Source organism: Streptomyces katrae, from assembly GCF_002028425.1.
Taxonomy (GTDB): Bacteria; Actinomycetota; Actinomycetes; order Streptomycetales; family Streptomycetaceae; genus Streptomyces; species Streptomyces katrae_A.
This window is the reverse complement of the sequence record NZ_CP020042.1, coordinates 2,211,573-2,235,406: the sequence shown is the minus strand read 5'-3', so window position 1 is coordinate 2,235,406 and position 23,834 is coordinate 2,211,573. Positions and strand designations below refer to the sequence as shown.

19 protein-coding genes are annotated in these 23,834 nt (G+C 73.9%); 10 read left to right on the top strand and 9 right to left on the bottom strand.

Annotated features, from left to right (window positions below):
- Positions 1–69: 69 nt before the first annotated feature.
- The 5 genes from B4U46_RS10160 to B4U46_RS10140 form a co-directional block, all read right to left on the bottom strand.
- Positions 70–1,503, bottom strand: coding sequence for a phytoene desaturase family protein (locus B4U46_RS10160; RefSeq protein WP_079426151.1), 1,434 nt, complete (start codon positions 1,501–1,503; stop codon positions 70–72).
- A gap of 51 nt (positions 1,504–1,554) precedes the next feature.
- A complete protein-coding gene (locus B4U46_RS10155; RefSeq protein ID WP_079426149.1) occupies positions 1,555–2,169 on the bottom strand; it encodes a DUF4126 domain-containing protein in 615 nt (204 codons plus the stop codon).
- A 90-nt stretch (positions 2,170–2,259) separates the two neighbouring features.
- Positions 2,260–2,661, bottom strand: a complete 402-nt coding sequence (locus B4U46_RS10150; protein ID WP_079426147.1) for a DUF3040 domain-containing protein — start codon at positions 2,659–2,661, stop codon at positions 2,260–2,262.
- Positions 2,662–2,972: 311 nt separating this feature from the next.
- Entirely contained in the window at positions 2,973–3,731 is a 759-nt protein-coding gene (locus B4U46_RS10145) for a class I SAM-dependent methyltransferase (RefSeq protein ID WP_079426145.1), read from the bottom strand.
- 76 nt (positions 3,732–3,807) lie between these two features.
- Positions 3,808–4,290, bottom strand: coding sequence for an SAV_6107 family HEPN domain-containing protein (locus B4U46_RS10140; RefSeq protein WP_079426143.1), 483 nt, complete (start codon positions 4,288–4,290; stop codon positions 3,808–3,810).
- Positions 4,291–4,504: 214 nt separating this feature from the next.
- Between B4U46_RS10140 and B4U46_RS10135 the strand changes: the two genes are divergently transcribed.
- From B4U46_RS10135 to B4U46_RS10125, 3 genes are read left to right on the top strand one after another with little or no spacing between them, the layout of a single operon-like run.
- Positions 4,505–5,524: an ATP-binding cassette domain-containing protein gene (locus tag B4U46_RS10135; protein WP_079426141.1), complete on the top strand. Its 1,020-nt coding sequence runs from the start codon at positions 4,505–4,507 to the stop codon at positions 5,522–5,524.
- On the top strand, positions 5,496–7,583 hold the full coding sequence (locus B4U46_RS10130; RefSeq protein ID WP_079426138.1) for a YhgE/Pip domain-containing protein: 2,088 nt from the start codon (positions 5,496–5,498) through the stop codon (positions 7,581–7,583). Before B4U46_RS10135 ends, B4U46_RS10130 begins: the two co-directional genes overlap by 29 nt.
- A 29-nt stretch (positions 7,584–7,612) precedes the next feature.
- Positions 7,613–8,239 (top strand): TetR/AcrR family transcriptional regulator, encoded by a 627-nt coding sequence (locus B4U46_RS10125; RefSeq protein WP_237292765.1) that lies wholly within the window; start codon positions 7,613–7,615, stop codon positions 8,237–8,239.
- Positions 8,240–8,523: 284 nt separating this feature from the next.
- Here the strand turns inward: B4U46_RS10125 and B4U46_RS10120 are convergent, their stop codons facing one another.
- The 4 genes from B4U46_RS10120 to B4U46_RS10105 all read right to left on the bottom strand — a co-directional run bounded on the left by B4U46_RS10120 (position 8,524) and on the right by B4U46_RS10105 (position 14,069).
- A complete protein-coding gene (locus B4U46_RS10120) occupies positions 8,524–10,950 on the bottom strand; it encodes a transglutaminaseTgpA domain-containing protein (RefSeq protein ID WP_079426134.1) in 2,427 nt (808 codons plus the stop codon).
- Complete coding sequence (locus tag B4U46_RS10115; RefSeq protein WP_079426132.1) at positions 10,947–12,308, bottom strand: DUF58 domain-containing protein; 1,362 nt, start codon at positions 12,306–12,308, stop codon at positions 10,947–10,949. The genes B4U46_RS10120 and B4U46_RS10115 overlap by 4 nt, the downstream gene beginning before the upstream one ends.
- Positions 12,308–13,318 (bottom strand): AAA family ATPase, encoded by a 1,011-nt coding sequence (locus B4U46_RS10110; RefSeq protein ID WP_079426129.1) that lies wholly within the window; start codon positions 13,316–13,318, stop codon positions 12,308–12,310. The genes B4U46_RS10115 and B4U46_RS10110 overlap by 1 nt, the downstream gene beginning before the upstream one ends.
- A 136-nt stretch (positions 13,319–13,454) precedes the next feature.
- Positions 13,455–14,069 carry a beta-class carbonic anhydrase gene (locus tag B4U46_RS10105; RefSeq protein ID WP_420543154.1) on the bottom strand — a complete coding sequence of 205 codons (615 nt, stop codon included), beginning with the start codon at positions 14,067–14,069 and terminating at the stop codon, positions 13,455–13,457.
- Between the two features lie 277 nt (positions 14,070–14,346).
- Here B4U46_RS10105 and rsmH point away from each other — a divergent pair, with 277 nt between their 5' ends.
- The 7 genes from rsmH (at position 14,347) to murD (ending at position 23,814) form a co-directional block, all read left to right on the top strand.
- Entirely contained in the window at positions 14,347–15,276 is a 930-nt protein-coding gene (gene rsmH, locus B4U46_RS10100) for a 16S rRNA (cytosine(1402)-N(4))-methyltransferase RsmH (RefSeq protein ID WP_237293302.1), read from the top strand.
- 41 nt (positions 15,277–15,317) lie between these two features.
- On the top strand, positions 15,318–15,851 hold the full coding sequence (locus B4U46_RS10095) for a hypothetical protein (RefSeq protein ID WP_079431666.1): 534 nt from the start codon (positions 15,318–15,320) through the stop codon (positions 15,849–15,851).
- Between the two features lie 351 nt (positions 15,852–16,202).
- Positions 16,203–18,167, top strand: coding sequence for a peptidoglycan D,D-transpeptidase FtsI family protein (locus tag B4U46_RS10090; RefSeq protein WP_079426120.1), 1,965 nt, complete (start codon positions 16,203–16,205; stop codon positions 18,165–18,167).
- Between the two features lie 43 nt (positions 18,168–18,210).
- Positions 18,211–19,905 (top strand): UDP-N-acetylmuramoyl-L-alanyl-D-glutamate--2,6-diaminopimelate ligase, encoded by a 1,695-nt coding sequence (locus B4U46_RS10085; protein WP_079426118.1) that lies wholly within the window; start codon positions 18,211–18,213, stop codon positions 19,903–19,905.
- Positions 19,902–21,320 carry a UDP-N-acetylmuramoyl-tripeptide--D-alanyl-D-alanine ligase gene (locus tag B4U46_RS10080; RefSeq protein WP_079426115.1) on the top strand — a complete coding sequence of 473 codons (1,419 nt, stop codon included), beginning with the start codon at positions 19,902–19,904 and terminating at the stop codon, positions 21,318–21,320. Before B4U46_RS10085 ends, B4U46_RS10080 begins: the two co-directional genes overlap by 4 nt.
- A complete protein-coding gene (gene mraY, locus B4U46_RS10075; protein WP_079426112.1) occupies positions 21,317–22,387 on the top strand; it encodes a phospho-N-acetylmuramoyl-pentapeptide-transferase in 1,071 nt (356 codons plus the stop codon). The genes B4U46_RS10080 and mraY overlap by 4 nt, the downstream gene beginning before the upstream one ends.
- Entirely contained in the window at positions 22,369–23,814 is a 1,446-nt protein-coding gene (murD, locus tag B4U46_RS10070) for a UDP-N-acetylmuramoyl-L-alanine--D-glutamate ligase (RefSeq protein ID WP_079426109.1), read from the top strand. The genes mraY and murD overlap by 19 nt, the downstream gene beginning before the upstream one ends.
- Positions 23,815–23,834 lie beyond the last annotated feature (20 nt).

The window sequence follows — 23,834 nt, the reverse complement described above, 5'->3', positions numbered from 1 at the left end:
CCCGGCTCGTACGAGCCGGGCCCTCCCCCCCTTTTTTTGCGCGCGCCGCGGGCCCACGGCCCGGGCGGCTCACTGCGAGCCGCGGAAGTCCGCCCCCTCGACGATCAGGCCGGCCACCAGGGCCCCCGTCATCCCCGCGTGCGCGAGCCCGCCGCCGGGGTGCGCCCAGCCGCCCGCGAGGTACAGCCCGGGCAGGCCCGTCGCGTTGGCCGGGTACAGCAGCCGCCCGCCGTCGCCCGGCAGCGCCGGGGCGGGCACCGAGCCGCCGAGGGCGCCCGTGGCCACCTCCACGTGCTCCGGGGTGCGCACCTCCTGCCACAGCAGCCGCTTGCGCAGGTCGGGGACGGCCCGTGCGGCGAGGTCCAGCAGCTTCTCCGGGTCCGGCACCGCGGCCCCTCCGGCGGGGCCGCACACGGCGCTCACGGTCACCGCCTCGTGGTCCTCGTCGGGCCGGGTGGACGGGTCGTCCGGGCGCAGCACCGTGACCAGCTGGACGGCGGCGGAGCCCGGGGAGTGCACCAGCGTGCGGTGGACGGCGTCCGCCGGGCGGCCGCCGCGCAGGGCGAGCAGCAGGGTCAGCCGGCCGGGCACCGAGCCGCCCCGGGCCTGCACGCTGCCGCGCGGCCAGGACACGGAGCCGGACGGGAGCTGCCTCGGGTCGATCCCGCAGACCACGGAGTCGGCGGCTGCCTCGGTGCCGTCGTCCAGCCGGACCCCGGCCGCCCGGCCGTCCCGGCTCAGCACCGCCCGTACGGGGGCTCCGAAGACGAACTCCACCTTCCGCTCCAGGCAGCGCTCGTACACGGCGGTGGCGAGCTCGCGCATGCCGCCGCGTACGTACCAGGTGCCGAAGGTCTGCTCCATGTACGGCAGGGCCGCAGCGGCGGCGGGCGCCGAGTCGGGGTCGAGCCCGTACGCCAGGACCCGCCCGCGCAGCAGCTCCCCGAGCCCGCCGCCCAGCTCGCGCCGGGCCACCTCGGCCAGGGTCGGCTGGCGTCGGCGCAGCAGGCCGCTGCCGCGCAGCGCCGGATAGGGGTCGCGGCCCAGGACCTGCCAGTCGGGGCGCAGCGGCTCCTCCAGCAGGGGGCGGCGGGTGGCGTCCCAGGTGTCGCGGGCGCGGCCCAGCAGGTCGTTCCAGCGTTCGCCCGCGCCCGCGCCGAAGGTCTCGTCCAGGGCGGCGGCGACCCCGCCCCGGGAGGTGCCGGGGAGGGTGACGGCGGCGTGGTCCAGGACGTGCCGGACGGCCGGGTCCGCCTGGACCATCTCGACCAGGTCCTCCAGGGGCCGCTTGCCGGTCTTCACGAACAGGTCGCGGTAGACGGCGGGCAGGTGCAGCAGGCCCGGCCCGGTGTCGAAGGCGAAGCCGTCGCGCTCGTACCGGCCGAGCGCGCCGCCGTAGGTGGAGCCGCGCTCGTAGACCGTCACCTGGTGGCCCGCCACCGCCAGCCGGGCCGCCGTCGCCATCGCGCCCATGCCGGCGCCGATCACCGCAATTCTTGCCATGGCGCTGAGCCTATCGAGCGAGCGCCCCGCCCATCGAGCGAGGTCAGCGGGTCAGAACGGCGGCGCCCCGCGGACCGCGGCCATCCGTTTCTCCTCGCGGCGCTGGGCCCGCCGGCGCCGGTAGCGGCGGATGCGGCTCCAGAGGAAGACCAGCAGGGCCACGCCGGCGGCGAGCAGGACGGCCGCGATGACCGCGGCGGCCATCGGATGGAACATGGCGAACGTGACGAGTCCGCCCACGCCGAGGTCCTCGGCCGTGCTCAGCACGAAGTTGCTGAAGGGCTCGGGGGAGGTGTTGACGGCCATCCGGGTGCCGGCCTTGACGAGATGGCTGGCCAGCGCGGTGGAGCCGCCGAGGGCGCCGGCGGCCAGGTCGGACAGCGAGCCGCTCTGCCCGGCCAGGAGGGCGCCGATCACGGCCCCGGCGGCCGGGCGGATCACGGTGTGGACGGAGTCCCAGACGGAGTCCACGTAAGGGATCTTGTCGGCGACGGCCTCGCAGAGGAACAGCACGCCCGCCACGACGAGCACGTCGGTGCGCTGGAGGGAGGCCGGGACCTCGTCGGTCAGGCCGGTCGCGCCGAAGACGCCGAGCAGGAGGACCACGGCGTAGGCGTTGATCCCGCTGGCCCAGCCGCTGGTGAAGACCAGGGGGAGCACACTCACACCGGCATCATGCCGCAGGGACGCGGAAAACGGTGAGGGACGGCCGCGCTCGCGCGGCCGTCCCTCACCGGACGGAATGGGGTGCGGGGACTAATGCCCCTGTTCGTCGCGGCGGCGCTGCCACCGGTCCTCGATACGGTTCATCATCGACCGACGCTGCCGGTTCTGCCCGCGGGCCGAACCGCCTGCACTTCCGGAGACGGGCTGTTCGCCGGGCTTGGGTGCCTTGCGCCAACCGGTGACGACGAGGACCGTACAGGCCAGCATGACGAGGAATCCCACCACGCTGATCCAGAGCACTTCCTGCCAGATCACACCGGTCATGAGGAGCGCGATACCCACCACAATGCCTGCGGCTGCCTGGTAGACCCGTCGCCGGGTGTACGTGCGCAGTCCACTGCCCTCAAGCGCTGTCGCGAACTTGGGGTCTTCGGCGTACAGCGCTCGCTCCATCTGCTCGAGCATTCGCTGCTCGTGCTCCGAGAGCGGCACGGGAGTCCTCCTCATCCGTCGGTCGCGGGGGGTAGCGACCAGGGGTCCCCTTCAGGATAGGCGGGGAATCGCCCCCGTGATACCCGCCCTCTACGCCACATTCTGCACATCGCTGAGCGAGAAACCACTGTGTGGACAACCACTGCGTGAAACGTACCGTCACCAGCGCGGTCACTGAGGCGCTTATTCCCCAATGAGTGGTCCGCCATGCCGAGCGGTCGTCCGATCATACGGGTCACGGCGCGGGAACGGAGGGGTCTCGCGCAGGTCACCCCGCGCGGGCCCGTGGATCAGGCGGACCGGGCGGCGGATCAGGCCGGCTTCTCGCCCAGGACGTGCAGCTGGGTGGCCACCGCGTGGAAGGCGGGCAGCTCGGCGGCGGCCTCCTCCAGGCGCAGCAGCGCCTCCACCGCCCCCGGCTCGGTGTCCACCAGGACGCCGGGCACCAGGTCGGCGAAGATCCGCACCCCGTGCACGGCGCCGACCTCCAGGCCGGCCGCGCCGACCAGCTCCGCGAGCTGCTCGGCCGTGAAGCGGCGCGGTACCGGGTCGCCGGCGCCCCAGCGCCCGGCCGGGTCGGTGAGCGCGGTGCGGGCCTCGGTGAAGTGCCCGGCCAGCGCCCGCGCCAGGACGGCCCCGCCGAGGCCGGCGCCGAGCAGGCTGAGGACACCGCCGGGACGCAGCGCGGCGACGGCGTTGGCCACGCCCTCGGCCGGGTCGTCCACGTATTCCAGCACGCCGTGGCACAGCACCACGTCGTACGCGTCCCGCTCGACGACGTCCAGCAGGCCCTGGGCGTCGCCCTGTACCCCGCGCACCAGCCCGGCGACGCCCTCCTCGGCGACCCGGCGCTCCAGCCCGAACAGCGCGTTCGGGCTGGGGTCGACCACGGTCACCCGGTGGCCCAGACGGGCGACGGGCACGGCGAACTTGCCGGTGCCGCCGCCGGTGTCGAGGACGTCCAGCACATCCCGCCCGGTCGCCTTCACCCGGCGGTCGAGGGCCTCCTTGAGGACCTCCCACACCACGGCGGTGCGGAGGGAGGCACGGGGGCGGGAAATGTCCGACACGGCTGATGGCTCCTCGGCGGCGTTGGGGCGGGGTGCGGTGCTTGCCCCACCCTATTGCCTCGGCCGACCGGGCAGCTCATCGCGCGTCCGGACGCTCCGGACGGGGCTGGGGGACGGGCTGCGCCACGGGCTGCAGCGCGAGCATCCGCTCCACCAGGCGCAGGAACATCCCGGCCTCCCGCACGAGGTCGTCCGCGTCCCGGCCGCTGGCCGCGTCCGGTATCCCCGCCTCGGCCCGGGCCCGGCGGGCGGCGCCCGAGGCGAACAGGGCGCTCCACTCGGTCAGCTCCGGCGCTATTTCCGGAAGCACCTCCCACGCGCTGCGGATCCGGGGCCGCCGCCTGGAGCCGGCCGGCTCGGGCCGGGCGCGCGCGGCGAGGACCGCCGCGGCGGTGCGCAGGGCGGCGAGGTGGGCGGTGGCGTACCGCTCGTTGGGCCGGGGCAGCAGGGCCGCCTCGGCCAGGCCGCTGCGGGCCTTGGCGAGCAGGTCCAGGGCGGCCGGGGGCGCGGCCGACCTGCGCGGGACGGGGTGGACAGGGGACGGGGACGGTGTGGCCATGACGAACCTCCTGTCGTTGCGTGGTGCTGGCGGGTGCTGCTGGGTGCTGCCGGGTGGTGCGTGGTTTCCGTTGCTGGACCCATCGTGACGCCCGCCACTGACAATCGCCCTGACCTGCGCCTTTCCCCCCAAAGTCCCCCTCCTCTACCGGCCTTGGTCCCGAACCTGCTAGTTTTTGAACTGACTGGTCAGTTCAAAAGGAGGGGGAGGGCGCGTGGACAGCCCGCACGGCGCCGCCGTCAAGGCCGAGGGCTTCGGACTCAAGGGCCCGCGCGGCTGGGTCTTCCAGGACATCGCGATCGACGCCGCACCCGGCTCGCTCCTCGCGGTGGAGGGCCCCTCCGGCAGCGGCCGCACCTGCCTGCTCCTGGCCCTCACGGGCCGGATGAAACCCACCGCGGGCCACGCCGAGATCGGCCGCCACCGCCTTCCGAAGAAGATGGCCGCCGTCCGCCGGATCGCCGCCCTCGGCCCGGTCCCCGGGGTCAACGACCTCGACCAGGCCCTCACCGTCGCCGAGCAGCTGCGCGAGGGCGCCATGCTCCAGCGCCGCTACGACGCCCCGCTGCGCTCCCTGCTGCGCCGCCGCGGCGCCCACGCCGCCCCGGCCCCGGCCCGGATCGAGCAGGCCCTCGCGGCCGCCGGGCTCGACCCGGCCACCCTGCCGAAGGGGCCGCGCACCTCCGTGCGGGACCTGGAGCGGCTGGAGGCCGTCCGGCTGTCCGTGGCCATCGCCCTGCTGAGCGGCCCCCGGCTGCTGGCCCTCGACGACCTCGACCTCAAGCTCTCGGACGCCGAACGCGCCGAGGCCTGGACCCTGCTCCGCTCGGTCGCCGCCCGCGGCACCACCGTCCTCGCGGTGTGCAGCGAGGCCCCCGGCGACGTGACGGTGATCCGCACGGGCCCGCGGACCCAGCCGGAGCCCGCCCCGAAGCCGGCCGCCGCGTCCCCCTCCGAGACCCCGAAGGTCACCTGGGGCACCTCCCGCCCGGAGGAAGCGCACACCCCGGCGGACCCGCAGCCGCACCCCGCCGCACCGTCCCTCACCAAGGCGGCCCCCGGGGCGCAGGCCGCGCCCGGGCCCGTCCAGGACGGCCGCACCGACGGCACCGGCGAAGACGCCGACGAAGGCACCGGCGCAGACACCGACGACGCAGACACCGACGACGCAGACACCGACGACGAAGACACGAAGGGGGCGGACGATGCGCTCGCCGAAACTGGCCGCGCTTGAGCTGAAGCGGTTCGGGCGGGGGAAGCTGCCCCGCGCCGCCCTCGTCGCGCTGCTCCTGCTGCCCCTGCTCTACGGAGCCCTGTACCTGTGGTCGTTCTGGGACCCCTACAAGCGCCTCGACCAGGTACCCGTGGCCCTCGTCAACGCCGACAAGGGCGCCACCGTGGGCGGCGAGCACCTCGACGTCGGCGGTGAGATCACCCGGAACCTGCGCGAGCGCAAGACCTTCGACTGGCACGTGGTCAGCGCCGACGAGGCGGCCAAGGGCCTGGAGGACGGCACGTACTTCCTCTCCCTGACCATGCCCGCCGACTTCAGCGAGAAGGTCGCCTCCAGCGGCGGAGCCGCCCCCACCACCGGCGCCCTCCAGGTCCGCACGAACGACGCCAACAACTACATCGTCGGCTCGATCTCCCGCACCGTCTTCTCCGAGGTCCGCTCGGCCGCCTCCACCAAGGCGTCCCGCAAGTTCCTCGACAAGATCTTCGTCTCCTTCTCCGACCTGCACGACAAGACCGCCGACGCCGCCGACGGGGCCGACAAGCTCAAGGACGGCGCGGGCAAGGCCCAGCAGGGCGCCAAGGACCTCGCCGACGGCCTCGACACGGCCAAGGAGAAGTCCGGCGAGCTCACCGGGGGCCTGAACAAGCTCAACGAGGGCGCCGCCAAGCTGGAGACCGGCACCCGGGAGGTCGCCGAGGGCACCCAGAAGGTCGCCGACCTGGCGAACGGCGCCGCCGACAAGGCCCGCCCCTTCGTCAAGGACCCCAAGAACCTCGCGGACACCGCCAAGCTGGTCGCCGACACCGCGCACGTCGTCAACAACCACCTGGAGAAGGCCGCCGAACACGCCCCGGCCGCCGCCGCGGCCACCAAGAGCCTCGCGGGCCTCGCCGACTCCAGCTACACCCGGTACTGCGGCAAGCCCAACCCCCAGCTGCCCGCCGGGTTCTGCGAGACGCAGAAGAAGATCAAGGACGACGCGGCCGAGGCCGCCCTGCTGACCGCCGACGCGAACACCGTGCTCGGCAACGGCAAGGGCGACATCGCCAAGCTCCAGGGCCAGCTCACCGACCTGGAGAACAAGGCCCGCGAACTCGCCACCAAGGCCCCCGGCCTCGCCGGTGACCTCAACGCCGCCGTGGCCAAGGCCAACGCCCTCAACGACGGCGCCCACCAGGTCGCCGACGGCATGGTCAAGCTCCACGCCGGCATCGGCACCGCCGCCGGCGGCTCCGGCAAGCTCGGCGAGGGCGTCGGCAAGCTCGGCGACGGAGCCCAGCAGCTCAACGGAGGCATGTTCAAGCTGGTCGACGGCACCGGCCAGCTCGCCGGCGGTCTCCACGACGGCGCCGGCAAGATCCCGGACTACGACCAGCGGCAGCGCGACGCCCGTACGCAGGTCATGGCCGACCCGGTCCAGCTCGCCAGCGACCCCCTGCACAAGGCGCCCAACTACGGCACCGGCTTCGCCCCCTACTTCATCCCGCTCTCCCTCTGGGTCGGCGCGATGGTCGCCTACATGCTGATCGCACCCATGAACAAGCGGGCCCTGGCCGCCGGGGCCTCGGCCTGGCGGATCGCCTTCGCGGGCTGGCTGCCCGTGGTCGGCCTCGGCGCCGCGCAGGTGGGCGCGCTGATGTCCGTACTGCACTGGGGCCTCGGCCTGGAGATGGCCCACCCGGCGCTGACCATCGGCTTCCTGGTCCTGGTCACCGCCTGCTTCGCGGCGATCGTCCAGTGGCTCAACGCCAAGTTCGGCGCCGCCGGACGCATCCTGGTCCTCGCGGTCCTGATGCTCCAGCTGACCTCGGCGGGCGGCACCTACCCCGTCCAGACGAGCCCCGGTTTCTTCAACGCCATCCACCCGTACCTGCCGATGTCGTACATCGTCGCGAGCCTGCGCCGCCTGATCACCGGCGGGGACCTCACCCCGGTGTGGCAGGGCGGCCTGGTCCTGCTCGCCTTCACCGCCGGGGCCCTGGCCCTCACCGCCCTCGCCGCCCGCGGCAAGCAGGTGTGGACGATGGACCGGCTGCACCCGGAACTGAGCCTGTAAGGGGCTGTTGACCTGTGAGAATCAGCGCCATGGAAAGCAGCAGCACCACCGCCGGCGGGGCCCGGCGGCAGGCCACGCGACAGAAGCTGTACGAGGCGGCCGTCACCCTCATCGCGGAACAGGGCTTCTCCGCGACCACCGTCGACGAGATCGCCGAACGGGCGGGCGTGGCCAAGGGCACCGTCTACTACAACTTCGCGAGCAAGACCGAGCTCTTCGAGGAACTCCTGCGGCACGGTGTCGGCCTGCTGACCGCCTCGCTGCGGGCGGCCGCGGACGAGACGGAGGAGCGCGGCGGCAGCCGGATCGAGGCGCTCGACGCGATGATCCGGGCGGGCCTCGTCTTCATCCACCGCTACCCGGCCTTCACCCAGCTGTACGTCGCCGAGCTCTGGCGCACCAACCGCGCCTGGCAGGGCACGCTGATGGTGGTCCGGGGCCAGGCGGTGGCGGTGGTGGAGTCGGTGCTGCGGGAGGGGGTCGAGCGGGGTGAACTCAGCGCCGAGATCGACGTGCCGCTGACGGCGGCGGCGCTGGTCGGGATGGTGCTGGTGGCCGCGCTGGACTGGCAGGCCTTCCAGAGCGAGCGGTCGCTGGACGACGTGCACTCGGCGCTGTCGCTGCTGCTGCGGGGGCGGGTGAGCGGGAGCCGCTGACCCTTCGGGTGACGCCCGGTCGGCGGTGCCGTGGCCGGGCCCCGGCGGCGTAGAACTGAGTATCCGTACCTAGGTGCACAGATGAGTACCCGTACGGATGGGTTCCCACCTGCGCAAACCGCAGACTGGGGGTTGGGGACAAGGGCAGGCCGGCCGGCCCGCACCGCGGACACGGGGCCACGGAGCGGACCGGCTACTGCCCGGGTAACAGGACGCCGGTGCGTCCGGGCTCAGGGGGAACGAGCCCGGACGCACCGGCGTTTCCCGTCTCCCTCCCCCCGCCGTCAGCCCCGGTTGCGGAGCGGGAGGCGGACGCGGCCCCCGAGGCGCGAGACCACCGCCGAGGCCGCCGACAGACGGGCCGACGCGGCGGCGGTCAGACGGGCCCCCGAGCGCGGCAGCAGCAGGGCGCGCAGGCGGGAGCGGCGGCCCACGCCGGCCAGGAGGGCCGACCGGGCCGTGAGGACGTCCGCGGTCAGGCCGGCGTAGGCGCCCGCCGCGCCCGGCGGGGCGTACAGCGCCCGTTCCACCGCGCCCGCGACCCGGTGCACCGCCTCGGCGGCCTCACCCTCCAGCCGCCCCAGCAGCACGATGCGTCCCGCCGCGCCGCGTGGCGAGAGCGCCCCGTCGGGCGGGATGCCCACGTCCCAGGCGCAGTCGCCCAGCTCCCGCCAGGCGGCCAGGACGTCACCCGAGCCCAGCCGCCGCTCGCGCACCCGCCGCCGCCACAGCAGCGGCAGCAGCGGCACGGCCGCCACCAGCAGCACCAGCGCCGTCCAGGCGAGGACCGTCCCCGCCGCCACCCCGCCGGACCCGGACCCGGCGCTCTGCTGGGCCACCGGTCCGCCGCACTCGCCGAGCTTCTTCTGCGCCGGCGGGCACGCCTCGCCCTGCGAGGGCGCCGCGGACGGCGCGGCCGCCGACTGCGAGGGTGCCGCGGACGACGCGGACGGCTGCGGGGCCGGGACCTCGGGAGCGCCGTAGTCCGGCAGGGTGATGCCCGAACGGGGCGTCGGCTCGAACCGGGTCCAGCCCACGCCCTCGAAGTACAGCTCCGGCCAGGCGTGCGCGTCCCGCATCGAGACGTTCACCGTGCCGTCGGACTGCTTCTCCCCCGGGGTGAACCCGACCGAGACCCGCGCCGGGATCCCCAGCGTCCGCGACATCGCCGCCATGGAGAACGCGAAGTGGACGCAGAAGCCCTCCTTGTCCTCCAGGAAGCGGGCGATGGCCTGCGAACCCGTGCCCGAGGACACCTTCGTGTCGTAACGGAACCCGCCGCTCACGGCGAAGAAGTCCTGGAGCTTCACCGCCCGCGCGTAGTCGTTCGTCGCGCCCTGCGTGACCCGGCGGGCCGTCTCCGCCACCACCGGCGGCAGGTTGTCGGGCAGCTTCGTGTACTCCGCGTGCACCGCCGCGTTCGCGGGCGGCGCGGACTGCAGCTGCTCCGCCGTGGGCCGCAGCAGCAGGCTCCGGACGGTGTACTGCGCGCCCTGCACGTTCTGGAAGCGGTCCTTGCCCAGCTGGTCGCCGACCAGGGTCCGGCCGACCGGCTCGAAGCGCCACTTCCCGCCGATGTCGACCTGCGTCGCCGGGTACGGCATCGGCAGGTAGCGCTGGGCGTACGTGTCCGCCGCCGAGACGGTGGTGCGGACCTCGACCGCGCCCGCGCGGACCTCCTCGGTGAGCCCCGACGGGTTCGGAAGCCGCTGCGGGACGTCCGTCAGCGGGCGGGCGGACGCCTCCCACTTGACCCCGTTGAACTCGTCGAGCGCCAGGATCCGCAGGTACTGCTCGCCGAGCTGCGGGCTGTCCGTGCGGTACTTCATCACGACCCGGTTGTCCTGGGCGTTGAGGCTGCTCTGCAGGGAGACCAGCGGGTTGACCGCGGAGATCGTGCCGCCGCCCCCGCCCGCCGAAGCGGCGTCGTCGCCGGGGTTGCCCAGCATCCCGCCGCCGAGCGAAGGCAGCGCGGCCGGCACCGCCAGCGCCAGGCCCAGAGCGACCGCGCCGATCCGCCGCCCGGTGCGCACGGGGGCCACGGCGCGGGTGCCCCCGGCCCCGTTCGCGCCGTAGCCGGAGCCGGCCGAGGCGGGGGTGCGGGCGTTGGGAGCCGCGCCGAAGACACGGCCCCACTGGGCCAGCCGGTCGCGCCCCTCCGACAGCAGCATCATCAGGTAGCCCGCGCCGGCCAGCAGGAACGCGACCCAGGGCTGCCCGCGCCCGTCCGACAGCCCGGCGGCGACCGAGTACAGCGCCAGCAGCGGCAGCCCGGCCGCCGCGGCCGTGCGCAGCGTCACCGCCAGGGCGTCCACCAGCAGCCCGATCAACAGGACCCCGGCGAGCAGCAGCAGCCGGATGCCGTCCGTCAGCGGCGCCGGTATGGCGAACTCGCCGACGTCCCGCACGCCCTGCCGGAACAGCCCGGCGAAGTCGGTGACGAGGAAGGCCAGCGGCCCGCTCCCGGTGGACTCGGCCTTCCCCGCGAACAGGAAGGCGAGCAGCAGCAGCGACACCAGCAGCTGCGCGCCCACGGTCAGCGACCGGGCGAGCGGCACCCGCCGGGCCCCCGCGCCCACCGCCGCCTGCACGGCGAGCAGCAGCGCCGCCTGGACCAGCCAGCCGGACGTCTCCACCAGCGGGGCCAGCGACCAGGCGGTCAGCAGCGTCGCCAGCGTTCCGAAGAGCGTCACGCGCGTCCGCCCGCTCATGCCGTGCCTCCGGGGTTCCGCGGGCCGACGGGGACGTTCCCGGCCTGCCGCCACAGTTCGGCGAAGGCCGCGCCGGGCGGCACGGCCAGCGCCGTCCAGCCCGCGTCGCGCAGCCCCCGCAGCCTTTCCTCCACCCGCGAGGGCGCTCCGGCCCACAGCGCGGGGTCCAGCACGAAGGCGATGGCGGCCGCGCTGCGCTGCCGCATCCGGGCCGCCATCTCGCCCTGTTCGTCGTCCAGGCCGCCGAAGAAGGCGACCAGCAGTCCGTCGCCGCCCGGGGAGGCGGAGGCGGCGGCGCCGCGCAGCGCGTCGTAGGCGCGGCCCAGCCCGTTCCCCTCGGAGTGGCCGACGACCGCGAGGGTGTCCATCATCAGCCCGGCCGCCTCGGCGGACTCCGGGCCGCCGGCGGAGCTCCCGCCGGCGAAGGAGCCCACGCCGGGCACGGCGTCGCCGGTGTCGGTGAGCAGCCGCGCCGCGAAGCCCTGTTCCAGGACGTGCAGCAGGGTGGAGGCGGCGGCGGACACCGCCCACTCGAAGGCGGAGTCGGGGCCGGCGCCCTCGTAGGCGAGGTAGCGGGTGTCCAGCAGGACGGTGGCCTTGCTGCGCTGGGGCTGCTCCTCGCGGCGGACCATCAGCTCGCCGTAGCGGGCGGTGGAGCGCCAGTGGACGCGGCGCAGGTCGTCGCCGCGCCGGTAGGTGCGGGGGATCACGTCGTCGTCGCCGGCCAGGGCCAGGGAGCGGCGGGTGCCGTCGCCGTGGCCGCCCGCCTCGCCGGTCAGCCGGACCGGGGGCAGAGGCTGGGTGAGGGGGACGACGGTGAGGGTGTCGTAGGCGCTGAAGGAGCGGGTCAGCTCGACCATCCCGAAGGGATCGGTCAGCCGCAGCTGGAGCGGGCCCAGCGGGTAGCGGCCGCGCAGGTCGGAGCGGACCCGGTAGGACACCTCGCGGCGGCCGCCGGGCTCGACCCGGTCCAGCACGAAGCGCGGGCGCGGCCCCAGCACGTACGGCACCCGGTCCTGGAGCATGAGCAGCCCCGTGGGCATCCGGGAGACGTTCTCCAGCCGCAGCTGGACCCGGGCCTCGCCGCCCGCGGGCACCCGCGGCGGGGTCAGCCGGCGTCCGGCGGTGACCTGCTGGCGGGTGCGGTGCAGGGCGACGACGCAGATCAGCGGCAGGACGACGAGCAGCAGCCCGACCCGCAGCAGCTGGCCCTGCCCGAGGACGTACGCGCAGACGGCGGCGGCGGCCCCGGCCGCCAGGAACGAACGGCCCCGGGTGGTCAGCCCGGACAGCGTGGCGCGCAGCCCGCCCGGGTTCCCGGCCTGGCCGCCGGCGCCGTGCGGGGCACCGGCCGCCATCAGAAGCTCCGGGCGCCCGCGCCGGGCGGGACCTCGCCGCGCGTGTGCGTGGCCGGGACCGGGGTGCGCTGGAGGATGTCGTGGACGACCTGCTCGGAGGTGCGCCGGCCCAGCTGGGCCTGCGCGGTCGGCAGGAGGCGGTGCGCGAGGACCGGCGCCGCCAGCTGCTGGACGTCGTCGGGCAGGACGTAGTCGCGGCCGGACAGGGCGGCGGAGGCCTTGACCGCGCGCAGCAGGTGCAGGGTGGCCCGGGGGGAGGCGCCCAGGCGCAGGTCGGGGTGGCTGCGGGTGGCGGAGACCAGGTCGACCACGTACCGCTTCACCGGGGCGGCGACGTACACCTCGCGGACGGCCTCTATCAGCTTGACGACGTCGTGGGCGTGCGCGACGGCGGTGAGGTCGTCGAGCGGGGAGAGCCCGCCGTGCACGTCGAGCATCTCCAGCTCGGCCTCGGGGCTGGGGTAGCCGACCGAGACGCGAGCCATGAAGCGGTCGCGCTGGGCCTCGGGGAGGGGGTAGGTGCCCTCCATCTCGACCGGGTTCTGCGTGGCGACGACCATGAACGGGCTGGGCAGCGCGTAGGTGGTGCCGTCGACGGTGACCTGGCGCTCCTCCATCGACTCCAGCAGCGCCGACTGGGTCTTCGGCGAGGCCCGGTTGATCTCGTCGCCGATGACGATCTGCGCGAAGATCGCGCCGGGCTTGAACTCGAACTCGCGGCGCTGCTGGTCGTAGATGCTGACGCCGGTGATGTCCGAGGGCAGCAGGTCCGGGGTGAACTGGATGCGCTGGACCGAGCAGTCGATGGACTTGGCCAGGGTCTTGGCCAGCATCGTCTTGCCGACGCCGGGCACGTCCTCGATGAGCAGGTGGCCCTCGGCCAGCAGGACCACCAGGGCGAGCCGGACGACCTCGGGCTTGCCCTCGATCACGCGCTCGACCGACTGGCGGACCCGCTCGGCCGTGCTGGTCAGATCAGCGAGGCTCGCTCGGTCGTCGTACGTGGTCACCTGGTTCTCCTCGGCCCTTTCCCAGGGCCGACGCGCATGGCGCACGGTCCGGCCCGCCCCGAAACACGGACACCGCCCCGGAGGGTTTCCGGGTGACGTCTCACCGCATTCTTGACGGCGCCGGGCGCTGTGTCACTCAGGTGGCCGGATCGATCTCCCGCAGGAGCCCGGTGTGCACGTCGAAGACGAAGCCTCGCACATCGTCGCGGTGGGGCAGGAACGGGTTGGTGCGGACCCGCTGCATGGACTGGCGCACGTCCTGGTCCACGTCCCGGAAGGCCTCGACCGCCCAGGCGGGCCGCTGGCCGACCTCGTCCTCCAGCTCGTGCCGGAAGTCCTCCGTCAGGCTTTCGAGACCACAGCCGGTGTGGTGGATCAGTATCACGGTGCGGGTGCCGAGGGCGCGCTGGCTGATGGTGAGCGAGCGGATGGTGTCGTCGGTCACCACCCCGCCGGCGTTGCGGATGGTGTGGCAGTCGCCGAGCTCCAGGCCGAGGGCCTTGTGCAGGTCGAGACGGGCGTCCATGCAGGCCACGACGGCCACGCGCAGGACGGGGCGGGCGTCCATGCCGGGGTCGGTGAACTCGGCGGCGTAGCGGCGGTTCGCCGCGACGAGCCGGTCGGTGACGGAGTCGCCGCCGGACGCCGTCGGCGCGGAGTGTGCGGGCAGGGATGCGGATGTCGTCATGCATACGACGTTAGTGGTCACGGGCCGCCCGGGCATGGGGTGAGGACGGACAAAGAAGGTCAACCATGATTGTTGTGAGCTAACCCACAAGGGTGCGAAGGAGTCCGCCGGCCGGGTGATTCACGGCTTTTGCGGGTGCGCCGGGGGAGGGGCGCACCGCGTGCGGGGCGGTTCGTTGACCGGGGCGGGCGTTGCACTAAAGTGGCGCGAACCGGCCGGAGCCCGGCCCCACCGGCCGCCCGGCCCCCTGGTAACACTCCGCGTGCGCGGCGCGGCGTATGCCTGCCGCGCCGTTATCTGAGAGGGCGCTTTGACTAGCGAGTCCCGACATGTCCCGGTGATGCTCCAGCGGTGCCTGGACCTGTTGGCCCCGGCGCTGGAGAGGCCGGGGGCCGTCGTCGTCGACTGCACCCTCGGCCTCGGCGGCCACAGCGAGGCCCTGCTGACCCGGTTCCCCGAGGCGCGTCTGATCGGCCTCGACCGCGACAAGGAGGCCCTGCGCCTCTCCGGCGAGCGGCTCGCGCCCTTCGGCGACCGGGCCACCCTCGTCCACGCGATCTACGCCGACCTCGCCGAGGTCCTCGACGGCCTGGGTCTGCCCACCGTCCAGGGCATCCTCTTCGACCTCGGCGTCTCCTCCATGCAGCTCGACGAGGCCGACCGCGGCTTCGCCTACGCGCAGGACGCGCCGCTGGACATGCGCATGGACCAGACGACGGGCATCAGCGCCGCCGAGGTCCTCAACACCTACGCCCCCGGCGAGCTGGTCCGCATCCTGCGCCAGTACGGCGAGGAGAAGCAGGCCAAGCGGATCGTCTCGGCGATCGTGCGCGAGCGCGACAAGGAGCCGTTCAGCAACAGCGCCCGCCTGGTGGAGCTGATCCGCGACGCGCTGCCGCAGGCGGCCAAGCGCACCGGCGGCAACCCGGCCAAGCGGACCTTCCAGGCCCTGCGGATCGAGGTCAACGGGGAGCTCGCCGGGCTGGAGCGGGCCATTCCGGCCGCCGTCGACCGGATCTCGGTCGGGGGGCGGATCGCGGTCCTGTCCTACCACTCCCTGGAGGACCGGCTGGTGAAGCAGGTCTTCACGGCCGGCGCCACCTCCACGGCCCCGGCCGGACTGCCCGTCGTGCCGGAGAAGTACCAGCCGAAGCTGAAGCTCCTCACCCGGGGCGCGGAGCTGCCCACCGAGGAGGAGATCGCCGAGAACCGGCGCGCCGCCCCGGCCCGGCTGCGCGGCGTCGAGCGGATCCGCGAGGCGCGGCCGTGACCAAGGCCGGGAAGGCGGGGAGGGCCGGAAAGGTGGCCACGCTGACCCGCGGGCAGGCGGCCCGCCTCGTCCGGGGCCGCCCCGCCGCGGCCGGGCCGGGCGGGGCCCGGCAGGCGGCGCGGATGCCGTTCGTGCTGCTGGTCGTGGCGCTGCTGGCCGGCGGCCTGATCAGCCTGCTGCTGCTGAACTCGGCGCTCAACCAGGGGTCCTTCCAGCTGAGCCGGCTGAAGAAGGAGACCACCGCGCTGACCGACGAGCAGCAGGCCCTCCAGCGGGACGTCGACGCCTACTCGGCCCCCGACGCCCTCCAGCGGCGGGCCGGCGAGCTCGGCCTGGTGCCGGGCGGCAGCCCCGTCTTCCTCGGCCCCGACGGCAAGACCGCCGGCACCCCGGCGGTGGCGGAGGCCCCGCCCCCGCCGTCCGTGGCTCCGCCCGCCTCGCAGCCCTCGGCGCCGGTGGCCCCGTCGGTCCCGCAGCCTCCGTCTCCGGCCGGGGCCGCCGGCCAGAACCCCGACACCCCGGCCGGGCCGGCCCCGAGCGGGGCCCCGCAGCCCACCCCGACCCCAGGCAGGTGACGTCGTGACGCGGAACCCTGCGGGACTTCTCCCCGCCCCGCCCTTCGCCCGTTCCCCAGGCTCCGCCCGGACCCGCGCCTCAATCGCCGGCGAGGCTGGAGGACGTGGGTGCGGCCCACTGCACGGCGCTACCGCGCCCGCGCCTCAATCGCCGGCGGGGCTCGAAGTGCGCTGCGCGCACTCCGAGCCCCGCCAGGCGCAATCCGCGGACAAGCACCCGGCCGAGCAGAATCCAGCCTCGCCTGGGGGTACCCCCGGACGGAGTCCGGGGGAGTTCGAGGCGTGGGGGTCCGGGGGCGGAGCCCCCAGGGGCCTGGGCGGGACTGCCCTGGGCCGTCGCGGAGCGCACCGGTGAGCCCCAAGGAGCCCCCGCGCCGGGTGCCGGGCCCGGGGCGGCCCCGGACCACCGCCAAGACGCCCGCGCAGCGGACCCCGCACACCATCCGGCTCGGCAGCCCCAAGCCCCGGCTGCGGCTGGTCGGCGTCGGGCTCACCCTCGTGATGCTCGCCTTCGTCGTCCGGCTGCTCCAGGTGCAGGCCGTCGACGCCTCCGCGTACTCCGCCAAGGCCACCGAGAACCGCTTCGCCAAGTACGTCCTGGCCGCCGAACGCGGGGAGATCACCGACCGCAAGGGCGTCGCCCTGGCCACCAGCGTCGACGCGTACGACATCACCGCCGACCCGAAGATGTTCACGCCCCAGGAGAGCAAGGCCCCCGACGCCCCCGAGCAGGCCGCCGCCCTCCTCGCGCCGATCCTCGGCAAGGACGCCAAGGAGATCGCCGCCCGGCTGAAGACCAAGGACACCCGCTACGTGGTCCTGGCCCGCCGGCAGACCCCGCAGGTCTGGAACCAGATCAAGGACCTCAAGAAGCTCTTCGCCGACAAGGCGGCCGCCGACAAGCGCAACAACGGCCCCGGCGCCAACGTCATCGCCGGGATCTTCAACGAGAACAGCAGCAAGCGCGTGTACCCGAACGGCGACCTCGCCGCCGGGATACTGGGCTACGTCAACGCCGAGGGCAAGGGCGGCGGAGGCCTGGAGTCCGCCCTCGACAAGAAGCTGGCCGGCAAGGACGGCGAGATCACCTACGCCCAGTCCGGCGGCCGCCGCGTGCCCACCGCCGGGTCCCACGAGAAGCCCGCCGTGCCCGGCGAGGACATCGAGCTGACCATCGACCGCGACATCCAGTGGGCCGCCCAGAGCGCCATCACCGAGCAGGTCGAGAAGTCCGGCGCCGACCGCGGCTACGTCATCGTCCAGGACACCCGCACCGGCGAGGTGCTGGCCATGGCCAACGCCCCCGGTTTCGACCCCAACGACCTCAGCCGGGCCAAGTCCGCCGCCATGGGCAACGCCGCGCTCCAGGACGTCTACGAGCCCGGCTCCACCGCCAAGGTGATCTCCATGGCCGCCGTCCTGGAGGAGAAGAAGGCCACCCCCGACACCCACGTCGAGGTCCCCAACCGGCTGCACCGCGGCGACCGCCTCTTCAAGGACGACGTCGACCACCCCACCTGGTACCTGACCCTCAACGGGGTCCTCGCCAAGTCCTCCAACATCGGCACCATCCTGGCCACCGGCCAGCTCGGCGCCACCCAGCCCGAGGCCAACAGGGTCCTGTACTCCTACCTGGACAGGTTCGGCATCGGACGGCCCACCGGCCTGAACTACCCCGGCGAGTCGCGGGGCATCCTCGCCAGGCCCGAGGCCTGGTCCACCTCGCAGCAGTACACGATCCCCTTCGGCCAGGGCCTCTCCCTCAACGCGATGCAGGCGGCCTCCGTCTACTCCACCGTCGCCAACGGCGGCGTCCGCATCACCCCCACCCTGGTCCGCGGCACCAAGGGCCCCGACGGCCGCTTCACCCCGGCCCCGGCGCCCGAGAAGACCCGGGTGATCAGCCAGCAGACCGCCAAGTCCCTCGCCGAGATGCTGGAGTCCGTGGTCGACGACCAGGAGGGCACCGGAACCAAGGCGAAGATCCCCGGCTACCGGGTCGGCGGCAAGACCGGCACATCCAACCGGGTGGATCCGGCCACCGGCCGCTACAAGGGCTACACCGCCTCCTTCGCCGGCTTCGCCCCCGCCGACGACCCGCGGATCACCGTCTACTGCGCGATCCAGAACCCCACCAGGGGCAGCTACTTCGGCGGCCAGATCTGCGGCCCGATCTACAAGACCGTCATGGAGTTCGCACTCAAGACCCTCCAGGTCGCGCCCACCGGAACCGCCCCCGCCGGGCTCCCGGTGACCTACGCGGCCGCTCCGCCGCCCGCCGCCCCGCCCACCGCGCAGCCCAGCCCGCAGCCCTGACAGTGAACCGACCCTCCCACCACCCACGCGTGAGGCTCCATCAGTGACAACGATCACCCCGAAACCCGGGAACCAGACGGCCGAAGCCGCCCCGGACGGCCCCTCGCTTCGCGAGCGGCCCGCCGCGCCCGGTACGCTCACCGCCGTGCCCCACGCTGATCAGCCCAGAACCGCCCAGAAAGACGCCCCGGCAGCGCCGCCGGGAGCGCCCCGGCCCGTGACCGCCCGCCCGACCCCCCTGGGCGAGCTGGCCGGCCTGCTGGGTCTGCCCGAGTCCGGCGACGCCCGGATCACCGGCATCACGCACGACTCCCGTGCCGTGCGCCCCGGCGACCTGTACGCGGCCCTGCCCGGCGCCCGGCTGCACGGCGCCGACTTCGCCGCCCAGGCGGCCGCCCTCGGCGCCGCCGCCGTGCTGACCGACCCGCAGGGCGCCGAACGCGCCGCCGCGACGGGCCTGCCCGTCCTGGCCGTCGAGGACCCGCGCGGCCGCATGGGCGAGCTCGCCGCCGAGATCTACGGCCGCCCCGGCGAAGCCCTGCTCCAGCTCGGCATCACCGGCACCTCCGGCAAGACCACCACCGCCTACCTCGTCGAGGGCGGGCTCCGCGCGGCGGGCAGGGCCACCGGGCTGGTGGGCACCGTGGAGATGCGCATCGGCGACGAGCGCATCAAGTCCGAGCGCACCACCCCCGAGGCCACCGACCTCCAGGCCCTGTTCGCCGTCATGCGCGAACGCGGCGTCGAGGCCGTCGCCATGGAGGTCTCCAGCCACGCCCTGGTGCTGGGCCGGGTCGACGGCTGCGTCTTCGACGTCGCCGTCTTCAACAACCTCAGCCCGGAGCACATGGAGTTCCACTCCGACATGGAGGACTACTTCCAGGCCAAGGCGCAGCTCTTCACCGAGCGCCGCGCCCGCCTGGGCGTGGTCAACATCGACGACGAGTACGGCCGCCGCCTCGCCAAGGAGGCGCCGATCCCGGTCGTCACCTTCTCCGCCGCCGGCGACCCGGCCGCCGACTGGCGCGCCGAGGACGTGGTCAGCGGCCACATGGACTCCACCCTGACCCTCGTCGGGCCGGAAGGACAGCGCGTACGGGCCAAGGCCCCGCTGCCCGGCCCGTTCAACGTCGCCAACACCGTCGCCGCCGTCGTCACCCTGGCCGCCGCCGGGCTCGACCCGCAGACCGCCGCCGACGGCGTCGCCGCCGTCCCGGGCGTACCCGGCCGGCTGGAGCGGGTCGACGCGGGACAGCCGTACCTGGCCGTCGTCGACTACGCGCACAAGACCGACGCCGTGGAGTCGGTGCTGCGCGCCCTGCGCGAGGTGACCACCGGCAAGCTGCACATCGTGCTCGGCTGCGGCGGCGACCGTGACACCACCAAGCGCGGCCCGATGGGCGCCGCGGCGGCCCGGTACGCCGACACCGCCGTCCTGACCTCCGACAACCCGCGCTCCGAGGACCCGTTGAAGATCCTCGCCGCGATGTTCGAGGGCGCGGTCTCCGTCCCCGCCGAGGAGCGGGGCACCGTCCTGGTCGACGCCGACCGGGCCGCGGCCATCGCCGCCGCCGTCGCGCGCGCCGAGGCCGGGGACACCGTCCTCGTGGCGGGCAAGGGCCACGAGCAGGGCCAGGACACGGCGGGCGTCGTACGCCCCTTCGACGACCGCGCCGTGCTCCGCGCGGCCATCGAGAACCAGCAGCTCCGCGCCCGACAGGCCGAGGTGAACCAGTGATCGCCCTCTCCCTCGCCGAGATCGCCGACATCACCGGCGGGCGGCCCCACGACATACCGGATCCCTCCGCGACGGTCGGCGGCCCGGTCGTCATCGACTCCCGCCAGGTGGAGCCCGGCAGCCTCTTCGCCGCCTTCGCCGGCGAGCACGTCGACGGCCACGACTACGCCGAGCGCGCGGTCGCCGCCGGTGCCGTCGCCGTCCTGGCCGCCCGGCCGGTCGGCGTCCCCGCGATCGTGGTCGACGACGTGGAGAAGGCGCTCGGCGCCCTCGCCCGCGCCGTCGTCGGACGGCTCGGCACCGACGTGGTCGCCCTGACCGGCTCGGCCGGCAAGACCTCCACCAAGGACCTGATCGCCCAGGTGCTCCAGCACCACGCGCCCACCGTGTGGACGCCCGGCTCCCTCAACAACGAGATCGGCCTGCCGCTCACGGCCCTGAAGGCCACCGCAGAAACCCGGCACCTGGTCCTGGAGATGGGCGCCCGCGGCATCGGGCACATCGCCTACCTCACCGGCCTCACCCCCCCGCGCATCGGCCTGGTGCTGAACGTCGGCACCGCCCACATCGGCGAGTTCGGCGGCCGCGAGGCCATCGCCCGGGCCAAGGGCGAGCTGGTCGAGGCCCTGCCCGGCGAGGCCGAGGGCGGGGTCGCCGTCCTCAACGCCGACGACCTGCTGGTGCGCGCGATGTCCGCCCGGACCAAGGCCCGTACGGTCCTCTTCGGCGAGGCCGAGGACGCGGACGTACGCGCGACCGAGGTGCGGATGACGCCCGCGGGACAGCCCTCCTTCACACTCCACACACCCACCGGGTGCAGTGATGTGACCTTGCGCCTGTACGGTGAGCACCACGTGTCGAACGCGCTCGCCGCGGCCGCCGTCGCCCATGTCCTGGGCATGTCAGCCGAGGAGATCGCCACCGCGCTCTCCGGGGCGGGCACCCTGTCCCGGTGGCGCATGGAGGTCACCGAGCGGGCGGACGGCGTCACGATCGTCAACGACGCCTACAACGCGAACCCCGAATCCATGCGGGCCGCCCTGCGCGCACTGGCCGCGATGGGCGGCGCCGGCAAGGAGGGCGGGGGACGTACGTGGGCGGTGCTCGGTCCCATGGCCGAGCTCGGGGACGCGTCGCTGGCCGAGCACGACGCGGTGGGGCGGCTCGCCGTCCGGCTCAACGTGAGCAGGCTGGTGGCAGTCGGGGGCAGGGAAGCGTCCTGGCTGCAGCTGGGCGCATATAACGAGGGTTCGTGGGGTGAGGAGTCGGTGCTCGTGTCCGACGCGCAGGCGGCGGTCGACCTGTTGCGCAGTGAACTGCGCCCGGGGGACGTCGTGCTGGTGAAGGCTTCCAGGTCGGCCGGTCTGGAACGGGTGGCGCTGGCGCTGCTCGAGGGTGAGGTCGCCGGCCGATGAGGCAGATCCTGTTCGCCGGTGTCATCGGCATGTTCCTCACCGTCATCGGCACCCCGCTGCTGATCAAGCTGCTGGCCCGCAAGGGCTACGGCCAGTTCATCCGCGACGACGGCCCCCGCGGCCACGCCGGCAAGAAGGGCACGCCCACCATGGGCGGTATCTCCTTCATCCTGGCCACCCTCATCGCGTACGCCCTGACGAAGGTCATCACCGGCGAGGAGCCCTCCTTCTCGGGCCTGCTGGTGCTGTTCCTGATGGCCGGCATGGGCCTGGTCGGCTACCTCGACGACTACATCAAGATCGTCAAGCGGCGTTCGCTCGGTCTGCGGGCCAAGGCCAAGATGGCCGGCCAGCTGATCGTCGGCATCGCCTTCGCCGTGCTCGCGCTCCAGTTCAAGGACTCGCGCGGGCTCACCCCGGCCTCGACGAAGCTCTCGTTCGTCACGGACTTCGGCTGGGCCATCGGCCCCGTGCTGTTCGTGGTCTGGGCCCTCTTCATGATCCTGGCCATGTCCAACGGCGTGAACCTGACGGACGGTCTGGACGGCCTGGCCACCGGCGCCGCCGTGATGGTCTTCGGCGCCTACACCTTCATCGGCGTCTGGCAGCACCAGGAGTCCTGCGCCAACGCGGTGACCCTGACGAACCCCAACGCCTGCTTCGAGGTCCGCGACCCGCTGGACCTCGCGGTCGTCGCCTCCGCCCTCATGGGAGCCTGCTTCGGCTTCCTGTGGTGGAACACCTCGCCCGCCAAGATCTTCATGGGCGACACCGGCTCGCTCGCGCTCGGCGGCGCGCTCGCGGGTCTGGCCATCTGCTCCCGCACGGAGTTCCTGATGGCCCTCCTCGGCGGCCTCTTCGTGCTCATCACGATGTCGGTCGTCATCCAGGTCGGCTCCTTCAAGCTGACCGGCAAGCGAGTCTTCCGAATGGCCCCGCTCCAGCACCACTTCGAACTCAAGGGCTGGTCAGAAGTCCTTGTCGTGGTCCGCTTCTGGATCATCCAGGGCATGTGCGTGATCGTGGGTCTCGGCCTCTTCTACGCGGGATGGGCAGCGGACAAGTGACCCCCTGGCAGGACCGGAACATCACCGTCGCCGGCCTCGGCGTGAGCGGCATCAGCGCCGCCCGCGCCCTGGCCGGCCTCGGCGCGCTCGTGACCGTGGTCGACGGCGGCGACAGCGAGGGCCACCGGGCCCGGGCCGCGGAGCTGGAGGCGGAGGCCAAGGGCGTCACCGTGCGCCTCGGCGACGCCGAGACCCTGCCCGAGGGCACCGACCTCGTCGTCACCTCGCCCGGCTGGAAGCCCGACAGCCCGCTGTTCGCGGCCGCCGCCGCGGCGGGCGTGGACGTCGTCGGCGACGTCGAGATCGCCTGGCAGCTGCGCGGCGAGAACGCCGCCCCCTGGCTGGCGATCACCGGCACCAACGGCAAGACCACCACCACCCAGATGCTGGCCTCGATCCTGCGGGCGGCCGGTCTGAAGACCGCCGCCGTCGGCAACATCGGCACCCCCATCATCGACGTGGTGACCGGCGAGGAGCAGTACGACGTCCTCGCCGTGGAGCTCTCCAGCTACCAGCTCCACTGGGCGCCCTCCGTACGCGCCCACTCGGCGGCCGTCCTCAACCTGGCCCCGGACCACCTCGACTGGCACGGCTCCATGGAGGCGTACGCCGCCGACAAGGGCCGCATCTACGAGGGCAACACCGTCGCCTGCGTCTACAACGTCGCCGACCCGGCCACCGAGCGGCTGGTCGAGGAGGCCGACGTCGAGGAGGGCTGCCGCGCCATCGGCTTCACCCTCGGCGCCCCCGGCCCCTCCATGCTCGGCGTGGTCGACGGGATCCTCGTCGACCGGGCGTTCGTGCAGAACCGGCAGAAGAACGCGCAGGAGCTGGCGCACGTCGACGACGTCAACCCGCCCGCCCCGCACAACATCGCCAACGCCCTCGCCGCGGCCGCCCTGGCCCGCGCCTTCGGCGTCGAGCCGCGCGCCGTCCGCGACGGCCTGCGCGACTTCCGCCCCGACGCGCACCGCGTGGCGTACGTGGACGAGGTCGACGGGGTCCGCTACGTCGACGACTCCAAGGCCACCAACACCCACGCGGCCGAAGCCTCCCTGGCGGCCTTCGAGCCGGTCGTCTGGATCGCCGGCGGCCTCGCCAAGGGCGCCACCTTCGACGAGCTCGTGCAGAAGTCCGCGAAGCGGCTGCGCGGCGTCGTGCTGATGGGCGCCGACCGGGCGCTGATCGCCGAGGCACTGGCGCGACACGCGCCCGAGGTCCCGGTGACCGACCTCGAACGGACCGACACTGGGGCGATGCTCGCAGCGGTCCGGGAAGCGGCCCGGCTCGCGGAACCCGGAGACACCGTCCTCCTGGCGCCCGCGTGCGCCTCGATGGACATGTTCGCGAACTACAACAAGCGGGGCGACGCGTTCGCCGACGCGGTGCGCGAACTCGCCTCCGGGAGCGCCACGGACACGGCCTAGCCGAGGGCGCCCCCCAGGTT

Coding starts and splice junctions, on each gene's coding strand:
- B4U46_RS10160 (WP_079426151.1), bottom strand. CDS start 1,503: ATGGCAAGAATTGCGGTGATCGGCGCCGGCATGGGCGCGATGGCGACG.
- B4U46_RS10140 (WP_079426143.1), bottom strand. CDS start 4,290: ATGGCCACACCGTCCCCGTCCCCTGTCCACCCCGTCCCGCGCAGGTCG.
- B4U46_RS10130 (WP_079426138.1), top strand. CDS start 5,496: ATGCGCTCGCCGAAACTGGCCGCGCTTGAGCTGAAGCGGTTCGGGCGG.
- B4U46_RS10125 (WP_237292765.1), top strand. CDS start 7,613: ATGGAAAGCAGCAGCACCACCGCCGGCGGGGCCCGGCGGCAGGCCACG.
- B4U46_RS10120 (WP_079426134.1), bottom strand. CDS start 10,950: ATGAGCGGGCGGACGCGCGTGACGCTCTTCGGAACGCTGGCGACGCTG.
- B4U46_RS10115 (WP_079426132.1), bottom strand. CDS start 12,308: ATGGCGGCCGGTGCCCCGCACGGCGCCGGCGGCCAGGCCGGGAACCCG.
- rsmH (WP_237293302.1), top strand. CDS start 14,347: ATGCTCCAGCGGTGCCTGGACCTGTTGGCCCCGGCGCTGGAGAGGCCG.
- mraY (WP_079426112.1), top strand. CDS start 21,317: ATGAGGCAGATCCTGTTCGCCGGTGTCATCGGCATGTTCCTCACCGTC.
- murD (WP_079426109.1), top strand. CDS start 22,369: ATGGGCAGCGGACAAGTGACCCCCTGGCAGGACCGGAACATCACCGTC.